Origin of the sequence: Haloferax sp. DFSO60 (assembly GCF_046557615.1) — an archaeon.
GTDB lineage: Archaea > Halobacteriota > Halobacteria > Halobacteriales > Haloferacaceae > Haloferax.
Window position 1 is genome coordinate 1,122,083 of record NZ_JBKIII010000001.1, and the last position, 17,389, is coordinate 1,139,471.

At 61.2% G+C, this 17,389-nt stretch carries 19 protein-coding genes and 1 tRNA gene; 7 read left to right on the forward strand and 13 right to left on the reverse strand.

Annotated features, from left to right (window positions below; translation table 11 throughout):
- Positions 1–9: 9 nt before the first annotated feature.
- The 6 genes from ACK509_RS05930 to ACK509_RS05955 all read left to right on the forward strand — a co-directional run bounded on the left by ACK509_RS05930 (position 10) and on the right by ACK509_RS05955 (position 6,549).
- Positions 10–513: a chemotaxis protein CheW gene (locus ACK509_RS05930; protein ID WP_410765571.1), complete on the forward strand. Its 504-nt coding sequence runs from the start codon at positions 10–12 to the stop codon at positions 511–513.
- 74 nt (positions 514–587) lie between these two features.
- On the forward strand, positions 588–965 hold the full coding sequence (locus ACK509_RS05935) for a response regulator (RefSeq protein WP_410765572.1): 378 nt from the start codon (positions 588–590) through the stop codon (positions 963–965).
- A 52-nt stretch (positions 966–1,017) separates the two neighbouring features.
- Positions 1,018–4,089 (forward strand): ATP-binding protein, encoded by a 3,072-nt coding sequence (locus ACK509_RS05940; protein WP_410765573.1) that lies wholly within the window; start codon positions 1,018–1,020, stop codon positions 4,087–4,089.
- 5 nt (positions 4,090–4,094) lie between these two features.
- A complete protein-coding gene (locus ACK509_RS05945; protein WP_410765574.1) occupies positions 4,095–4,739 on the forward strand; it encodes a chemotaxis protein CheC in 645 nt (214 codons plus the stop codon).
- On the forward strand, positions 4,736–6,034 hold the full coding sequence (locus tag ACK509_RS05950; RefSeq protein WP_410765575.1) for a chemotaxis protein CheC: 1,299 nt from the start codon (positions 4,736–4,738) through the stop codon (positions 6,032–6,034). Before ACK509_RS05945 ends, ACK509_RS05950 begins: the two co-directional genes overlap by 4 nt.
- Entirely contained in the window at positions 6,031–6,549 is a 519-nt protein-coding gene (locus ACK509_RS05955; RefSeq protein WP_410765576.1) for a chemotaxis protein CheD, read from the forward strand. The genes ACK509_RS05950 and ACK509_RS05955 overlap by 4 nt, the downstream gene beginning before the upstream one ends.
- Before the next feature lie 49 nt (positions 6,550–6,598).
- On the opposite strand, the gene ACK509_RS05960 is transcribed toward ACK509_RS05955, so the two are convergent.
- The 13 genes from ACK509_RS05960 to ACK509_RS06020 form a co-directional block, all read right to left on the reverse strand.
- Positions 6,599–7,075: an OsmC family protein gene (locus ACK509_RS05960; protein WP_410765577.1), complete on the reverse strand. Its 477-nt coding sequence runs from the start codon at positions 7,073–7,075 to the stop codon at positions 6,599–6,601.
- A gap of 129 nt (positions 7,076–7,204) precedes the next feature.
- Positions 7,205–7,768, reverse strand: coding sequence for a hypothetical protein (locus tag ACK509_RS05965; protein ID WP_410765578.1), 564 nt, complete (start codon positions 7,766–7,768; stop codon positions 7,205–7,207).
- Positions 7,765–8,538, reverse strand: a complete 774-nt coding sequence (locus ACK509_RS05970; RefSeq protein WP_410765579.1) for an AAA family ATPase — start codon at positions 8,536–8,538, stop codon at positions 7,765–7,767. Before ACK509_RS05970 ends, ACK509_RS05965 begins: the two co-directional genes overlap by 4 nt.
- 268 nt (positions 8,539–8,806) lie before the next feature.
- A complete protein-coding gene (locus ACK509_RS05975; protein ID WP_410765580.1) occupies positions 8,807–9,493 on the reverse strand; it encodes a cob(I)yrinic acid a,c-diamide adenosyltransferase in 687 nt (228 codons plus the stop codon).
- A 40-nt stretch (positions 9,494–9,533) separates the two neighbouring features.
- Positions 9,534–10,547: an aminotransferase class I/II-fold pyridoxal phosphate-dependent enzyme gene (locus ACK509_RS05980; RefSeq protein WP_410766257.1), complete on the reverse strand. Its 1,014-nt coding sequence runs from the start codon at positions 10,545–10,547 to the stop codon at positions 9,534–9,536.
- 98 nt (positions 10,548–10,645) lie between these two features.
- On the reverse strand, positions 10,646–11,350 hold the full coding sequence (locus ACK509_RS05985; protein ID WP_410765581.1) for an adenosylcobinamide amidohydrolase: 705 nt from the start codon (positions 11,348–11,350) through the stop codon (positions 10,646–10,648).
- The gene (gene cobD, locus ACK509_RS05990; protein ID WP_410765582.1) at positions 11,343–12,350 is read right to left on the reverse strand and encodes a threonine-phosphate decarboxylase CobD; all 1,008 of its coding nucleotides are present in this window, start codon (positions 12,348–12,350) and stop codon (positions 11,343–11,345) included. The genes ACK509_RS05985 and cobD overlap by 8 nt, the downstream gene beginning before the upstream one ends.
- Entirely contained in the window at positions 12,340–13,341 is a 1,002-nt protein-coding gene (locus ACK509_RS05995; protein WP_410765583.1) for a nicotinate-nucleotide--dimethylbenzimidazole phosphoribosyltransferase, read from the reverse strand. Before ACK509_RS05995 ends, cobD begins: the two co-directional genes overlap by 11 nt.
- Positions 13,332–13,946, reverse strand: a complete 615-nt coding sequence (locus ACK509_RS06000; RefSeq protein ID WP_410765584.1) for an NTP transferase domain-containing protein — start codon at positions 13,944–13,946, stop codon at positions 13,332–13,334. Before ACK509_RS06000 ends, ACK509_RS05995 begins: the two co-directional genes overlap by 10 nt.
- Positions 13,931–14,695 (reverse strand): adenosylcobinamide-GDP ribazoletransferase, encoded by a 765-nt coding sequence (gene cobS / locus ACK509_RS06005; protein ID WP_410765585.1) that lies wholly within the window; start codon positions 14,693–14,695, stop codon positions 13,931–13,933. Before cobS ends, ACK509_RS06000 begins: the two co-directional genes overlap by 16 nt.
- Entirely contained in the window at positions 14,686–15,588 is a 903-nt protein-coding gene (gene cbiB, locus ACK509_RS06010) for an adenosylcobinamide-phosphate synthase CbiB (RefSeq protein ID WP_410765586.1), read from the reverse strand. Before cbiB ends, cobS begins: the two co-directional genes overlap by 10 nt.
- The gene (locus tag ACK509_RS06015) at positions 15,579–16,214 is read right to left on the reverse strand and encodes an HAD family hydrolase (protein WP_410765587.1); all 636 of its coding nucleotides are present in this window, start codon (positions 16,212–16,214) and stop codon (positions 15,579–15,581) included. Before ACK509_RS06015 ends, cbiB begins: the two co-directional genes overlap by 10 nt.
- 265 nt (positions 16,215–16,479) lie before the next feature.
- Positions 16,480–16,553, reverse strand: a tRNA-Tyr gene (locus tag ACK509_RS06020).
- 111 nt (positions 16,554–16,664) lie between these two features.
- Here ACK509_RS06020 and ACK509_RS06025 point away from each other — a divergent pair.
- Positions 16,665–17,246 (forward strand): double zinc ribbon domain-containing protein, encoded by a 582-nt coding sequence (locus ACK509_RS06025; RefSeq protein ID WP_410765588.1) that lies wholly within the window; start codon positions 16,665–16,667, stop codon positions 17,244–17,246.
- The last annotated feature ends 143 nt before the right edge of the window (positions 17,247–17,389 follow it).

The following is a 17,389-nucleotide window of genomic DNA, read 5'->3' on the forward strand; positions in this document are numbered from 1 at the left end:
TGCCTCTCGATGAGCGAACAGGCTATCGGGGTGGACAGCGGCGACCCCATCTCCCCAGAGTCCGTCATCGAATTCCTCGAATTCAGACTCGATGGACATCGGTACGCGCTGGAAGTGGGTCGAGTCGGACAGGTCATCTGGAAACCGGCGACGACTCGTGTTCCGAACGCCCCGAACGGCATCTACGGCTCGGCGAGCATCGAAGGCGACGTTGTCGTCGCTATCGATACCTACGAGGTCGTCGGCATCGACCGACCGTTTTCGGACCCGGAGGGTGGCTACCTCATCGTATTGGACCGCGGCGACACCCCGCAACCCGTTGGGCTCCTCGTCGAATCGGTCGATGGTATCGAGCGCCACCACATCGAGACGGTGTCGCCGCCGAGCGAAGGTGTCGCCCCGCTGGACGACGACTGGTTCAGAGCCAAAATTGTCTCCGAGACGGGACCGGACGTTCCCGTCTTCGACAGCCATCAACTCCTCGCTGCAATCCACCCGGCGACCACACGATAACACGAGACGACGCTGACCAACACAGGCCAAGACAGATGAACACAATCGAATCAAAACTCACGTAGGAATCACACATGTCAATTGGAATTCTAATCGTTGACGACTCGAACTACATGCGAAGCCGACTGAAAAGCGCACTCGACGACGATGCGTACGAAATCGTTGCCGAAGCCCAGAACGGCGCGTGGGCAGTTCAGAAGTACAAGGAACACGGCGACGACATCGACATCGTGTTGATGGACATCGTGATGCGGAAGGCAAACGGTGTGAAGGCGACCGCCGCCATCAAACACCTCGACAGGGATGCGCGCGTCATCATGTGTACGAGCGTGGGTCAGCGAAAGAAGATGGACCTCGCCGCACGCGCAGGCGCAGACGGCTACATCACGAAACCCTTCGACGACGAAGAGATTACCAAAGCAATCCAGAGCATCCTCGCAGACCCAGCATGAGTCATCCAGTGGAATCGCCACCGAACGCGTGTCCTAATCGGAGGAGACCACCGTGAGTCGAAACGACGAGTTCGTCCGCGAGGCGCGGGCGTCACTCCGGCAACTGACGAACGGCCTCGTCGAACTCGAACGGGACGGAAGCAATCGCGAACTCGTAGACGAGTTGTTCCGAACGGCGCACACGCTGAAGGGCAATTGTGGTATGGCTGGACTCGATGGCGCAAGCCAACTGGCTCACGCGCTGGAAGATTTCTTAAGCGCACTCCGCGATGGCTCACTCTCGCCGAATCCAGACCTAGTAGACGCTGGTCTCGCCGCGGTTGACGATATCGGCACGATGCTTGACGAGTGGAACGACCGCACATCCGTCGAAACGACTCCCGAGTCGTCGGTGTCGATGCTTCGGACGGAGATGGAACGGTATCGAGACGAGTCGGCAACGCACACTGGGGCGGCGGCTTCGACCCCTGAGACGTCCGACCCATCGGCGTCGATGCCGACTGACCCCGAAGACGAATTCGATTCGTCGGTCGTAGACGCGCTCGAATCCGCCAGCGGGTTCGACGACCTCGAAGGCTTACTGGCCGAGATGGACGACCCCGACGACGACGAAAACGAAGGCGAACCCGCTCGCTGGGGGACATTCGATTCGTCGTCGGCGAACGACTCGGCGGATGGCTTGGCGGACGACTCGATGCCACCATCGGTGGACAAGATATCGAACTTCGATACTCGGCCAAGCGTGACCGAGGACTTCGAGGCCATCAAGAACGACGTCGAACAGGAGGACATCTCTGAACTCGACCAGGAACTCGTCGATGTCGAGTTCGGTGAGTTCGACGACGATGACGAACTTTCGATACAAGACCTCATCGAGGGAGACCTCACGGAAGAAGACCCACTAGCCGAAGACGATGGCCAACCAGTCGATGGTCGCGACCGCTCGACTGACGAGACACAACCATCGAGTTCACCGTCTGAGGACACGTCCACAGCGAGCGACACAATCAGTCCCGAAGACCTCGGATACACTGCCGCAGACACAGCAGAACCCGCAGACTACGTGTCGTCACCCGATGGTTCTGTGTCCGCCGGGTCGGACCCGACAGACGACACCGCGACTGCCGATGTCGAAGCCGAAAACCCGTTCGAAGGTGCCGACATCGTCGACCCCGACGAAGTGAGGGCGGACACGGGCGTTTCAGCCGACAGTGGCGCGCCCGTCGCCGACGATTCGGAGGCAGTGAACGCCAACGACTTCGACTTCTCTAGCGAACCCGCCCCGCTGGAAGACGAAGGTTCGACGGCGTTTGCAGACGAAGCAGACGAAGACCTAGACATCTCGTTCCCAGACGGTGAGACGTTTGGCCCCGGCGGCGACGACGAAGCCGACGCTCCCGAGAACCCGGAAGAACCGGAACTCGACCCCACCGAGGAGGCCTTCGAACTCGACGACGACATCGAACTCACCGATGACGTCCCAGACGTGGAGGCGGACGATGCGGAGAGCATTCCAAACTTCTCGGACGAAGAGTTCGGTCTCTCGGATATCGACGCGGCGGACGATACGGCACTTGGCCCGGATTTCACCGCCAACGACTCCGAGGATTCAGCGGCGGAATCGACGGACGATGGTCTCTCCGAGCCCGACCTCCCAGGGATCGAACTTCCAGACATCGACGAAATCACCGGGTCGTCGCTCGATACGGAGTTCGAGGAGACAGACTCGCCGTCCAGCATCTCGTTCCAACGCGACGAAGACACGATGGCGTTCGAATCGCGGTTCGCCGAGCGGTTCGGAAGCAAAGGCGACGACGACGAGGTGCCACTCGTGCAGGCGGCGGCCGCGACAATCGAGGAGAGTTCACTCGACAGCGCGAGATACCAGTCGAGTGGACTCGCAGAGTACCCACTCGAGTTCAACGACTCCCAAGCGACCGACGAGATACAGTCGCTGACCGTCGATGTCCAGAGTGCGGACACGCTGTTGAACCTCGTCGAAGAACTGTCGTTGATGCAACTGCGCATCAAACAGGGAGACGAAGCGAACCTCGACGACCAACTCGCAGCGATGGACTCGGTGACGGGCGAACTCCGACGTGCCGTGATGAACCTTCGTCTCATGCCGCTTTCGACCGCCACTGATGGCCTCCAGCGGGTCGTTCGCGACATCGCTCGTCGCCAGGACAAACAGGTTGCATTCGACGTCTCGGACGAGGGCGTCAACCTCGACCGGAGTATCGTCGAGAAACTCGGTGACCCGCTGGTCCACCTCGTCCGCAACGCCGTCGACCACGGCATCGAATCACCCGAAGAGCGCGAACAACAGAACAAATCTCCGGAGGGAACTATCGAACTTCGGGCGTGGCGTGACCGCGAGCGCATCGTCATCGAAGTAACGGACGACGGCCGCGGGATTAGCGCAGAGCGAATCCGACAGCAGGCAATCGACCACGGTATCGTCACCAGAGAGAACGCAGAGCAACTCTCGCTCGACGAAGTGTACGACCTGGTCTTCGAACCCGGCTTTTCGACTGCCGAAGAAGTAACCGACGTAAGTGGCCGTGGCGTCGGGATGGACGCCGTCAGACGGACGATTAACTCGATCGAAGGAACGGTCCGAATCACGAGCGACCCCGGTTCGGGGACGACCGTTCGCATTCGTCTGCCCGTCTCGGTCGCCGTCGCGAAGATGCTCTTCGTCGGCGTCGGGTCCGAACAGTACGCGATTCCGGCGAGCATCGTGGACGACGTCGAACACGTCACGGACGGCGCGCTCACCGACGATGGACTGGTCACCGTCGAGTGGCCCGACCAGACGGTGGACCGCCCCGACAAGATTCCATACCGTCACCTCGGCGAGATGCTCGGTGTCGAATCCGACGACGAGAGCGAAGAAATTGCGCCTGCGGACGAGACCGAGGAGGGCCACGACCAGCGTGTACTCGTCCGACTCGACCCGGATACGCGCGAACTCGCATTCCTCTGTGACGAAGTCGACGACGCCCGCGAAGTCGTCGTCAAACCGTACGAGAAACTCCTCGGAAACGTGCCGGGGATTAGCGGTGCGACGATGAGCGGAGACGGAACGCTGGTGAACATTATCGACGTGACAACAATATGACCAAAATGGACCAAACAACCGACAAACAGCATCGAATCGACATCGAAAAGCTCGGTGTGTTGAACTACCTCGGCGAGTTGGGCGTCACTGGCGTCGAATCTCGACTCGGGAAATTGGCTGGCAAGCAGACCGCAGTTCAGTCTGATGTCGTCAAAAGTGGGTACGTCGACGAATCGAGCGTCGAAGTCGCGTTCCCCGCCGAGAAGCGACTCGGTGTGAACGTCGGACTCAACGGCGTTCCGCACGGGTGTATGCTCGTGTTGTTCCCGCCGGTGAGTGCGAAGCGTGCCGTGAAGATGATGCTCGCAGACACGAACGAGGACATCACGAACGTATCTAACGACATGATGGTCAGCTCCATCGTCGAACTTGGCGGCATCGTTGCGAACGGCTTTCTCGACGCACTCGCAGACACGTTCGACCAACACATCGCCACGTGGCCGCCGGTCACACAGAACAACGACCTCGACCACATCATCGAACAGGCCATCACCGACGAAACCGACCAAGGCCTCTATCTCGAAACCACGTTCCACATCACGAGTCACGGCATCGAAGTGGAACTGTACATGTTCCCACAAAACGAAATCTTCGTCGAGATTCTGAACAGAATCGACATGGAATCTATCGCGGGTGTGGGACGGCGATGAAATTAAACGTCAACGCACTGGGGACGTTCTACGAGATGGCTCGTGAGGGTGCCGGTCTCGCCGCCGCTCGGTTGAACTCAATGTCTGAGTTAGAGAGCCGTGTTCGGGTGACGCGACTCCACTTTACTCATCGCTCGAAGGTGCGAGACGAACTCGACGACGGTGGTGAGAAAGTCGGGATTCGGGTGACGCTGAACGGCGGACTCGCCGGAACGTCGCTCCTGTTGTTCGACCGCGAGAGTGCGATGCCAGTCGTCAAAGAACTCATCGACGACGTCGACGAGAAACCGACCAACGAACTGGCGACGAGTGCCGTCATCGAACTGTGCCACATCATGAACAGCGGCTTTGTCGATGGGTGGGCCGACGTGCTGCAAGCAGAAATCGACGTCGCCGCACCGGAGTACGTCATCGGCGAGACGGCTTCCGAATTCATCGACGAAGATGAGTTCGAAAATATGCACGAAGAGCTGGCACTGCTGTTTCAGAGCCAAATCGAGACGAGCGGGACCGAGTTCGGGTTCGAACACTACCTCATTCCCGAACACGAGTCGATTGCTCGTCTGTTCGAGACGCAAGCCGCAGACGACGGTATCGAGTACGAGAAACTGACCGGATTCGACCAGATGGCCCAACATGGTGCCGCGCGTGTCGCAGACAACCTCACTCGGATGACGGGAATCGAGATGGGCGTCGATATCCGACGCATCAACTTCATCTCGCTCGATGCGATTCCGGAGACGGTTCCGAACGAACCGCTCGTCAGCGTCGCGTTCAGTTTCAGTGGGACACTCGGCGGCTATCTCCTCTTCTTGTTCGACCCCGAGTCGGCGAACAAACTCGTCGATGCGACGGTCGGTGACTCCCCTGGCGGTGGCTTCGGGGCGTTCGAACAGGACGCAATCAAAGAGTTGAGTAACGTCATGACGAGCGGCCTGCTCGACGGGTGGGCGAACATGCTCGATGCGACAATCGACCACTCGACACCCGCCTACACCCACGACATGGGAGCGGCCGTCGTGGACCCGCTCATCGTCGGCCTCAGCGAGTTTCAGGAGTTTGCGTTCGTCTTCGATACCCGCATCCACGCACTCGACACTGAGTTCGACGTAGACATCTACGCCATCCCAGACGAGAACGACCTCGAAGCAGCACTGGAAACCCTCGATGCGAAACGCATCGACGAGTCGCTCGAACACGACGTCGAGGACACGGAGTTCCACCCCGAGGAATTCGACGAAGACCTCATCAAAGAGATTGCAGCGGGGACGTTCGAGGAGGTCGATGACCTATGAAAACGTTCGACTCCAATCCAGTGGAAGAAGAACAGACGCGCGAGCGACACCTCGTCGGCGTCTCGGGCTACCACGTCACCGACGACGGTGAAACGCTCGTCGCCTACGGTCTCGGCGCGTGCGTTGCGATTGTCCTCTGGGATACCGAGAGTGGCGTCGGCGCACTCGCCCACACGCTCTTGCCACGACAGGACAAGGGCCTCGGCGCGTCGCCCGGAAAGTACGTCGATGCGGCCATTCAGACGATGCTCAGAGAGATGGTCGAAGCCGGTGCTGGATACTCGTCTATCGAGGCACGACTCGTCGGCGGCGCGGATATCTTCGAACTCAAAGCACTCGGAAAGGGCATCGGCGAAAAGAACCTCGCAGTCGCCCGCGAGGAACTGGCACGACTCGACGTGCCCATCGTTGCGGAGGCGACTGGTGGCGACCACGGACGAACCGTCGAGTTCGACACCGAGACGGGGACGCTCGAAATCTCGACGGCACACACCGACGAGACCGAACTGTTGTAACTGTTTTTTCAGACGAAAGTCGCCGTACCGCGGGTGTGATTCCCTCGGATTACGCCTGTGGGACGAACGTGAATTCGAAGGGAGTACCGTGGTTCAGGTTGTCAGTGACGGGACAGCGTGCTTCGGTCGCTTCGAGCCACGCTTCGATAGTTTCGTCGTCTGCATCGACGTCGGCGATGACCTCCACACGGACGACTTCGTAGCCAGCGCGGGAGTCGCCGCTCATCCCCATGAACTTCGCCGGGTTGAGGTCGCCTTCGATGTTGATTTCGAGGCCGTTTACCTCGAGGCCCATCTCACGGGCGACGAAGTGACCAGTGATGTTCAGACAGCCGGTCAGTGCGCCGAGGAGGTATTCGAGGGGATTCGGCCCTTCGTCGGTCCCGCCGAAGTTCTCGGGTTCGTCGATGACGAACTCGAAGTTTCGGGTGGAGACGCGCGTCCGCATGGGTGATTCGGCCGTCGCGGAGACGGAGTACGTTGCGAGTTTAGCGCGGCCTTCTCGAGGTTGGTCTTCAGCGGACATGGGTGTACAGACGTGACTGAGAGAGTTAATTCCAAATGACAACTCTCATGCCATGAGAATCGCCGTTCGTGGCTCGAAGACCGGTATTTGAGGTGCGAGACAAGACGTTCCGTACTGGGCAAAAACGCACTACCGCTGCGCGGGTTCGTCGTCAGTTTCGGCGAGCGCACCAGACAATCCCCACTCTTCGGCACGCGACTGAGCTTCCTCGCGTGCTTCGCGTTGAATGGCTTCGATGGCCTCGGCATCCGCGAGGAATGCTTCGACTGCGCTCTGGTCGCGTCCGTCGTCGCGGCGGGATTCGGGCGCTAACTCGCGGGTTCGGTCTGCGAGTGCGTCATCACCGGCGAGTACGCGAGCAGGCTCACCGGGTGGAATCTGAAACTCTGTGGTTTCGTGTGCCTCGGCCAAGTCGTCGCCAGCGACTTCGTGGACCGAAACACGGTGTGGGCCGGTGACGGCGAAGCCATCCAGCCCATTGCGCCCACCGACGTGCTGTTCGGTGTCGTAGGCGAGGACAGGAATCCCACCTTCGAAGGTGACGACACCGCGGGTTTCCGAACCCAACAGGAGTGCGTCCTGCGGCTCGAATATGACGTACCCCGTCAACTCCTCGTCGAGGACGCGTTCGAGTGCCTCGCCGGGTGTATCGACGACGCGCGAGCGAAGGAGTGCGCCTTGCGGGATTCTCATATCCGGTCCGGAATGACGGCGCTTTGGAAGCGGTCGGCGATATCGTCGCCGTCCCCGTCTCGAACGTCCAACTTCGCGGCGGCCTCGTAGAAGGCGTCCGCAGCAGGGTCGTCCGGTGCGTGCGCGAGCAGTGGTTTTCCTGCACGACGGGCCGCACGAACTTCGTCGCTCTCGGGGATGGATGCGAGAAGCGGGCCGCCGAAGTACCGACTCGCGTGGTCGGCGATACGCTCGACATCTTCGTCGGGACGAACGCGGTTGAACACGACGCCCGCCGTTTCGGTGCCGTAGGAGTGGGCGTACTCCTGGACCTTCAGACCATCAGAGAGCGACGGAACGGTGGGTTGGAGGACGACGACAATGCGGTCGGCGAGGACGATAGGAAGGACCGCACTCTTCGACCCGAGTGCGGCAGGAGAATCGAGAAGCAACACGTCGGTGTCGGTTGCGAGTTCGGCGACGACGTCACGGAGGCGTTCGGGGTCGGCTTCTTCGAACGCCGCGAGACTCGTCCCACAGGGAACGACCGACATTCCGAATCGGTCGTAGACGGCGTCTTCGACCGCAACGTCGCGGTCTTCGATAAGCAGGTCGTGGAGCGTGACGTCGGCATCGTCGAGTCCGGCGTGAAAGAGCAGGTTCGCCATTCCAGTGTCCGCGTCGATGACGGTCACGTCGTACGTCTCGGCGAGCGCCATCCCGAGTGCGAGCGTACTCGTTGTCTTGCCCGTCCCGCCTTTTCCACTGGCGACGGCGAACGCCTCTACCATGCCACTTTCTCCCCAGTGTCATTTCATAAGTGTTCGGAAGCGTACGGCCCACCGGCTAAATCGTAGGATGACGACAAGTCATACATAATCGGCCGTTGTGTGAACAATCGTCCAGCCATGATTGAGATTGCCATACAATCGATTCAGTTTATCCTCGAAGAGCCCACAGTTGGCGCATATGCGACACTCATGGCAATCGCAGTCATCGTCTATCTGAACCGGTAGCTTACGCGGGCACCCGCCAGTATTCGTTTATCGGCGAACGAACTCAGTATTCGGTCCCTTTTCGCGCTCTGATTCCACTGTCCATCGGGTGTTTGTGTTTTCGAACTTCGGTCACGAGTTCTGCGTGGTCGAAGAGGTACGTCGGCTTCTCGTGACTTCCCGTGAGTATCAGTTCGAGGTTCTCGGGTTTGCGCTCGATGAGGCCGAGAACGTCGGATTCGTCGATGAGGCCCGACGAGACGGCGTACAGTACTTCGTCGAGAACGAGCATGTGCATCCCGTCTTCGGGGTCACCCGAAAGCGAAAGGGGTTCGGTCAAATCGACACCAGCGGCGGCGTCGATGAGTTCGTTCGTTCGTTCGAGTCCGGCCTGCGCTTCGGTGGCGTGGTCGTCTTCGTTCGAGCCATCGCGCATGCCGTGCCAGCCGTAGTGGCCGGTGTTTTCGTAGGAAAGTCCGGGCATCGCGGCAATCGCGTTGTACTCGCCGCGAACGGATTCGACGCTGTCTGCGCCGCCTTTCATGAACTGGAGGATGTGAACGCGATAGCCGTGTCCTGCGGCGCGAAATGCCATCCCGAGTGCGGCGGTCGTCTTTCCTTTGCCGCCACCCCACCACGCTTGGACGAGACCGAACTCGTCGGGTGCGCTCGGTTGGATCTCTTGTGCAGTCGGGGTGACACCGCCACCAGGCGTCCGTCGGCGTGTCGACTCGGGGTCGTGGTCGTCCATACCAACATACTGGTGGCCGCCTGTTTCAGCCTATTGAGTCTCAGATTGCTTCGGCGAGTGCGTCGAGAAGACGTTCGTTTTCGTGCGGACGGCGGATGTTCATACGGATGTGTGAGTCCAACCCCTCGTAGAACCGTGCATCTCGGAGTGCGAACCCGTGACTTCGGGTAACCTCGAGTGCGTGGTCAACGTCAGGGGCGCGAAAAAGAATGAGTGAGCTATCTGCTGGATACGGTTCGTAACCGAGTCGGCTTAGCTCGTCGATTATCTTTGGACATTCGGTTTTGATGCGCTCACGAGTCTCTTCGAGGAAGTCGGTCTGCTTGAGGCAGTACGTCGCCACCTCGACCGCAGGAGACGAGAGAACCCACGTACAGCGGGCACGGTTGAGTCGGTCACGAAGCTCACCCGTCGCAGCAGCAAAGCCCGCTCGGAGCGCCGGGACGCCGAAGACGTTCGTCACAGAGTGCAGCGCGATAACGCCGTCGAGACCAGCGACACTGGGGAGTGCCGTGAACCCGAGATACGATTCGTCTACGAGGACCGGCGTGTCTGCGTATTGGCACTCACAGAGGAATGCCCGTAGCTCTTCGGTCGGGTACGCCGCCCCTGTCGGATTTCCGGGATTGCTCAGGATGACTGCGGCGTGTTCGTCGGGGTCGGTATCCGCGAGCATCGATTCGTGAGAAATCTCCACTGGCGTTCCACCTTGGAGCCGAACCTCACGGGTGTACTCGCCACAGCACGGGGCGGGAATCGCCACCGTGTCACCGGGCGAAACCGTGACACCGACTGCGAGACGGATTGCATCGACGACTCCTGCGGCAGGAATGATGTGTTGTGGTTCACAACCAACGAAATCCGCCGCAGCGACTCGAAATCCTGCGTAGTCATCGAGCGAGTAGCGACGCGAGGTCGAGAGCGACGATTCGTACACGCTGGCGAGTCCCTTCGGTCGCTCCGGGTTCGACCCAAGACTGAAATCGACCAGGGTGTGGTCCGCAGTCCCACCGTGTGATACGTGGTCGACGTGGGGTACTGAACCGGGGTCCATAGGAACGTACAGTATTTCAGCGATAATCAATGCTTCCTCGGTTGCCATTTAGATACCACCGATGATTTCCCAGAAAATTCTGCCCCTCACTGGACATTCTATAACCGAGAGACTGCCGCACAGTCGTCGGCAACGACACCATAGTGGGCGTCTTTGACACTCTTCGGTATTGGGTCAGTCTCGTATCGAGAGTCGAGACTCGCCATGAGTGCGTCACGAACACAAATTCGCGCCGCGTTTCCAACGTCTGTCGCACTTCCCGAAAACGTCGCAGACTCACCAGTTGGGTCGCATGCGGCGACGACTGCATCCGTCGTCGTCCCCGGAGAGCCACACCGCGCGAGCAACACAGCGGCCTTCGATTCTGCGGCAACTGCGACGAGGTTCGACAGCGCACCCGGTTCTAACGAACGCGTCGTTCCAACGAAGATGTTGACCGTTCCAGCGGAGTCCGAATCTGCCGAACTCGGCTGTTTCGGTGCCGATACCTCCTCACCAATCGGCAGTGCCGCCGGGTTCGACACCCCGCCGGTCACGACTGCTTCGACCGAACCAAATCGCGCACGGCGAGCGTGTTCCTGGCTAACGCCGGTGAGCAACGTCGGACCGGGCGTCGAAAATCCTGCTTTCGTGCGTCGCTCGTCGATGTACTCGTCGAGGTCTGTCTTCGGCCACCCCTCGGGAACGGTGATGTTGTAGGCGACCGCCCCACGAGACTCGCCACCGGCGTAGCCAGTCGAGAGCCACCGCGTCTCTGGGCGAGACAGTTGACACACCCCATCTCGTTGTGCCGTTTCAAACATCGAGTGCATGCAGGAGACGGTCGTTTTCGTCCGGGTATTTTACCGCGACGCGGATGTGCGAATCGAGCGTCGGAAACGTCGTCGCATCACGGATAGCGACGCCACGCTCGCGTGTCTGTGTGACGAGCGATTCGATAGAGTCGTCGCCGACGTCACAGAGGACGAACGGCGCGTCAGAGGGGAACGTATCGAATCGCGTCGAAAGCCGCTGAACCATACGTTGACGCTCGGATTCGACGCGCTCGCGGGTTCGGGCGACGAACTCGGTATCTCGCATACAGTGTGCGCCAACCGCGGCCGCAGGCGTCGAGAGCGACCACGCTCGCCGAGCGACGGCGAGGGTGTCGCGGATGTCACCCGATGCGACAGCGAATCCTGCGCGAATCCCGGGAAGCCCGAACATCTTGGTCAGCGAGCGAGCCACGATGACGCCTGGTTCGCCCGCGACACTGGGGACCGACGTGAAATCCAGAAACGCCTCGTCCACGACGAGTACTGTCCCAGATTCTCTGCATCGGTCAGCAAAGCCCAGCAAGTCGTCTCGTGGTGTCACCTCACCAGTCGGGTTGTTCGGTGTACACACGATGGCGACGGCGTGGTCCGTCGGGTCCGATTCGAGGAGTTCGTGGTGTGCAACCGTCACCGGAGTTGCCCCCTGTAACTGGATTTCGCGCTCGTACTCACCGAAACTGGGCTCGGGAACGAGCGCCGTGTCGCCGGGGCCGAGGGTGACTTCGAGCGCGAGTCGAAGTGCTTCGAGTCCGCCTGCGGTCGGAATTACCTCACTGGCATCGCAATCGACGTACTTCGCTGCGGCCGCACGAAAGTCGTGATAGTCGTCGTCGGGATAGCGCGTCGATGCATCGAAGGCAGACTGGTAGATGGCTTCGACACCCTCTGGGCGCTCCGGGTTGGTGTTCGCACTGAAATCGAGTACGTCGGGGTCGGTGGTGCCGCCGTGGGGAACGCGAGTGGCGCGCGCGACTGACTCAGAGTCCATCTTCGACACCATCCACGGCGGCGGGGTCGAGACGCGAGAGAACGTCGAGAGCCGCCGTTTCCACGTCACCGAGGACGCCCATCTGGTCGGCGAGCATGAGCGCACCGCCCATCCCTGCGCCTTCTTTGGCCTCGCCTTCGGCGTACTGTGAGAGCGGGTGCGTCTCGAATCCGGGGTCGGTGACGACGAGTTCGAGCGAGAGTGACTCGGCGGCGTCGGCAAACTCAGGGATGTCGTCGGCGACGTAACTCGTGGTTGCAATCGTCACCTCACCGACTGCACCTGCGTGGCGAGCGAGTGCGGCGGCTGCGAGCATCTGTGTGCCGCCGCCGAGCGTCACGTCGATTTCGGATTCGAGTGCGCCCACGGTCAGCCCCGCAACGACGGGAAGCACTGGGTCGCCGAGGAAGCGAGCGGCCAGTTCAGGTTGGTGTGCGCTCTGGCCAGGTGTGATACCGCTCGCGCCGAATGCCTCGGAGACGACTTCTTCTTTCAGTCCAGTCGGGTTCTCCGGGAGCGACGACGAGACGGGGATGTCCTCGCCGAGCGCGCGAAGCACGCCCATCGCAGTCGTCGTCCCGCCGGGGACTGTCTCGCCGATGACGAGTTCGTCTTCGGGAAACGCGGTTCCGAGTTGGCGGGCGGCCTCGAATATACCCGGTGCAGTCGGCACGGGGTCGGCCTCGCGGATGTCGCGTCCGGGTTTTGCACCCACGTCGATTGTCGGTGCTGCCGTCGGTTCGGCGAGTCCGGCATCGACCACGAGCGCGTCGAACCCAGTCAGTTCGCGGACGGCGCGGGTGATGGCCGCAGGCGTCGGACAACCCGTCGGACTCACGGGAGTGACGGGCGAGCGGACGGTGCGACCGTATTCGATGATTTCGGCGTCCGCGCTCGGGGTATGTCCGACGAGCGAGGGGTCTGCACCGGCGGCGCTGAGGCCGGGAATCTTCGCCGTCTGGGTCGTCCCCGCGACGAGGATTACGCGCATCGGTCCTCCGCGAGGTCGATATCTGTCGGTCGGTTCACGTTGAGTGCCAAAGCGTCGTCTGTCGATAAGTACACGGTTGAGGTAGGTTCTGAGTGTTCGTCGGTCGATGCAGATTCAGGAGTCGATTCGGGAACTGGAGCGACCACGCCCAGTCCGGTCGGACAGACTGCCGTGTCCCGGTAGTCGAAGACGAGCGAGTCGTCGATACTCGCACCAAGCCGACGCTTGAGCGAGACGGGAACACAGGCAGTACAGGAGTCGCCGTTGGATGCCGCAACGAGGTCGTCGATGTGGTCGTCCCGGAGCAACGGGAGGTCGGAAACGACCGTTACGACCGGCGGTTCGACGCGTTCGAGCGCGAATCCGAGGTCGGCGACGTAGCCCTCGCCGGGCGCGTCGATGAGAGTTATCTCGCGTTCGCGGGCGCGAGCGCGAGTCTCGGCTGATTGGTCAGAGACGACCGCGTAGATGGTTTCGACACAGGACTCATGGAGTGCATCAACCACGCGGTCGAACATCGTGCGACCACAGATTTCGACCAGTGGTTTCTCGATGTCCGAATCGAGGCGCGTCCCCCGACCGCCGCACATCAAAAGAGCGTCCATACCACCACTCCGGTGTGAATCGCGGCCGCCCGCGAGAGTTCGTTCGTCGCGCCGATGAGGTCACCAGAGACCCCGCCGAGTCGAGTCTGTCCCCACGAGCGCATCGCCAGTGCGACGAGCGGCCCGCAGGCAAATGCCGCCAGCACCGCCCACCCGCCGGAACGTGCGGCGAGAAGGACGAGCGGGAGGCACGCGACAGCAACGCCGAATAGGTGGCTCCTGTCGTTCTCGCCGACGAGCGCCGACCCAAGTCCCTCGTGCGCCGGGGTTCCGAGACAGACGAGCATCGCCATGCCTACTTTCGCGCCGACTTCGGCGGCGATAGCGATGGCGATGCCAGCAGTCAGACCGATTCGCCCGCTCGCGCCTGCGAGACCGAGTGCGCCGAGCGCGAGGACGACGAGTGTCACACCCAGTGCAAGCGCACCGCCGACGCCCGTTTGCGAGTCTTTCAGGACGTCGAGGCGGTGGTCTGCGTCGCCGTGAACGACGGCGGCATCGCCGAGGTCGGCGAGGCCATCGGCGTGGGTGACACCCGTGAGGAGATAGAGGGTGACGAGATAGCCCGCGGCCCCGGTCGCAACCGGAAGCGGAAGCAAGAGCGGAATCGCGGCGAGTGCGCCGACGACGTAGCCGACGAGCGGAAATACGCCGGGCGAGCGTCTGAACGCCTCCCAGGTTCCCTCGTCGCTGCCGACGGGGAGTCGCGTGAGGAAGCTCAGTCCGCCGCGGAGGGCGGTTAGAACCACGCAATCACCCCTGCGAGGGCGAACGCGGCGAGTCCCGCACGCGAAACGATGTCGATGCCTCGGGTCGCAGTCGCCACGTCGGGCAACTCAGTACCGCCATCGAGGCGGTAGTTTCCGGGTTTCTCCAGTCGTGTATCGAGGAGGACGGCAATCGTCGCCATCGGCCACCCCGAGTTGGGAGACGAAGGTCGGCGAGCGAGCCGGGAACTCTCGCGGAGTGCCAGCGGTGCGCCCGAAACGAGTGCGAGTAAAGCCGCCGAGACCCGCGCTGGAAGCCACATCACCACGTCGTCGAGGCGGGCGGGAACGGTTCCGACTGCCTTGTGCTGGTAGCCGAGCATGGAGTCCAGTGTGTTGACGGCCTTGACCCACGCCGCCGCGCCCGCCGCCCCAGCGAGAGAGACCGGTGCGACGAGTGAAAACGCGAGCAGTGGGCCGACGAGTCCATCGGCGAGGTTCTCCGCCGCACTTTCGACCGTCGCGCTTCGGAGTTCGGCCGCAGAGAGGTCGCTGGCATCGCGTCCAGCGAGTGCGCGAAGTTCGAATCGCGCCGTGTCGAGGTCGGCTTCGGTCGCCGCGACGACCGTTGTCGCTGCATCGAGGAGCATCCGACGACTCGTGGCCGAGAACAAGACGAGTCCAGCAACGAGTGTGCCGACTACGGGTGCAACGGAACTCGCACTCAAAACCACGCTCGCAGCGACTGCGGCGGCGAACAGCGGAAGAACGAGGGCGATAGCCATGCTGACTGCGATGGGGTGTGCCCACTCGCGGTCGAAGCGTGCGACGAGTCGGCCGAACCACGCAACCGGATGTATCCGAAGCGGTGGTTCGGCGACGACGTGGTCTAAGCCCGCGGCGAGAGCGACAGCCACCGTCGCAGTCAGCGCCATTCGAGATCTCCCGCGCGAAGGCGCGTCGCAAACGCAGTCAATGGTAGCTCGTTTACATCGACGAACTGCCCTCCGACAGACTCGACACCGCCGTCAGTCTCGGGGTCGTCACCGACGTGCGTGATAGCAGACACCTCGACATCGAGCCCACGGGCAAGCGCGCTAAAGGCCTGTTCGTGTGGTTTACGCCAGCCACAGGCCACACTGGTGACAATCGTGTCGAATCCACGCCGGTCGAGGTCGGAGCGAATGAGCGTTCGCGCGACGAGTTCTGGGACCGAACAGTTCGAGAGCAAACCCACCGGTCCTGCGTCGCGGGCGGCCTCGACGGCCTCGACTGCACCGGGACGAGTCGTCACTTCGGGGTCGAACGCCGAGATGACTGCTCGACGCGCCGCGTTGTCGGGTGATTCGACGCCGCGAGACCGGAGTGCGGCCGCGACGTGGGCAGGGAGTGGAACTTCTGCACCTTCCGGCGCGTCGATGTGAACCTCGCGGTAGGCGTCGTCCCAGTCGTCGGGGACAGTGACATCGTAGTCACGGAGCGCGTCAGCGACGGCTTGACCGGGGTCAGTCGGGTACGCGACATCAACGAGCGTGCCAAAGAGGTCGAACGATACTCCCACTACGATTGCATCGATGAAAGTCTACTTGAATTTAGCGAAGCACTGTCGCCGACCACCCCGCAGACCGAACCGACGTAACTGGGTTCGGTACTTCATCCGCAAGGGCTACGAAGACATCTTCGCGTAAGACGCCGCTCAGTCCCTCGTTTTCGTTGTAAAATCGAGTCCCAGAGATATTTGAACCTACTCGCAAATCAGAGATTTGCTCGCTGCTCAAATCGGGTCGAGGGAGACGTCTCACTGCTCACGCCGTTCGCAGGAAAAGTCCGCTCTCCCCGATTTGAACGGGGGACAAGCCGATCTACAGTCGGCTGCTCTGCCAGGCTGAGCTAAGAGCGGTCACTGATGAGTAGCCGAGGGACGTTTTTAACCATTATCATTCGACTACGCGGGTGACACACGTCAGACGCGAAGCAAGATTGAAATAGTACCACAGGGATACACGCATGAATGTCGAAAATCACGTTCCGCGCCGACGACGAACTCGTCGAGCGCCTGGACGCGCTGGACTCCTCGAAGAGTGAGGTCATGCGCGAAGCGCTCCGCACGTATCTCGACGGGGCAGAACGTGAGATTCTTCTCGACGACGAAGATGGTGACGAACCATCCGATCTCGGAGAAGCCCTCGAAAGTCGTGTCGACGAACTCGTCGCCGCGCGCGTGACAGAACTCCTCCCGAAATATCTCGACGAGACACGTGAAGAGCGACCCGAGCCGTCGCCGACGGATGTCAACGTCAACATTTCGGTGGATGGAGTGCCGCAGAACGGCGTAAACGCCGAACGCGACTCCGAGGGGACAACCGAGATGACGAGCGATTCCGAGCGTAAGACAACGAGTCCGACGGCAGAAACAGATTGTGGCCAATGTGGCGAATCCGTGAACCGTGACCACGTCTACTGCCCGAATTGCGGTGAGAAGGCATCGCACCGAGTGTTCTGCGAGTGCGGCGACGAACTTCGGTCGGACTGGGCCTTCTGTCCAGGATGCGGTCGTCGGACCCCTGCTGCCGACGTGCTTGAGAAGCCCTAATTCCACGGAATACAGACTTTTAGAAGAGCCTGTCTTACAATCGCCGTTACATTTATATCCTATCGCTATGTGTTGACTATCGCGTAAGACGGTTGTCTTACAGCCACCCAACGGCAGCCCAAAATACGGCGCTGTCCGTCGGT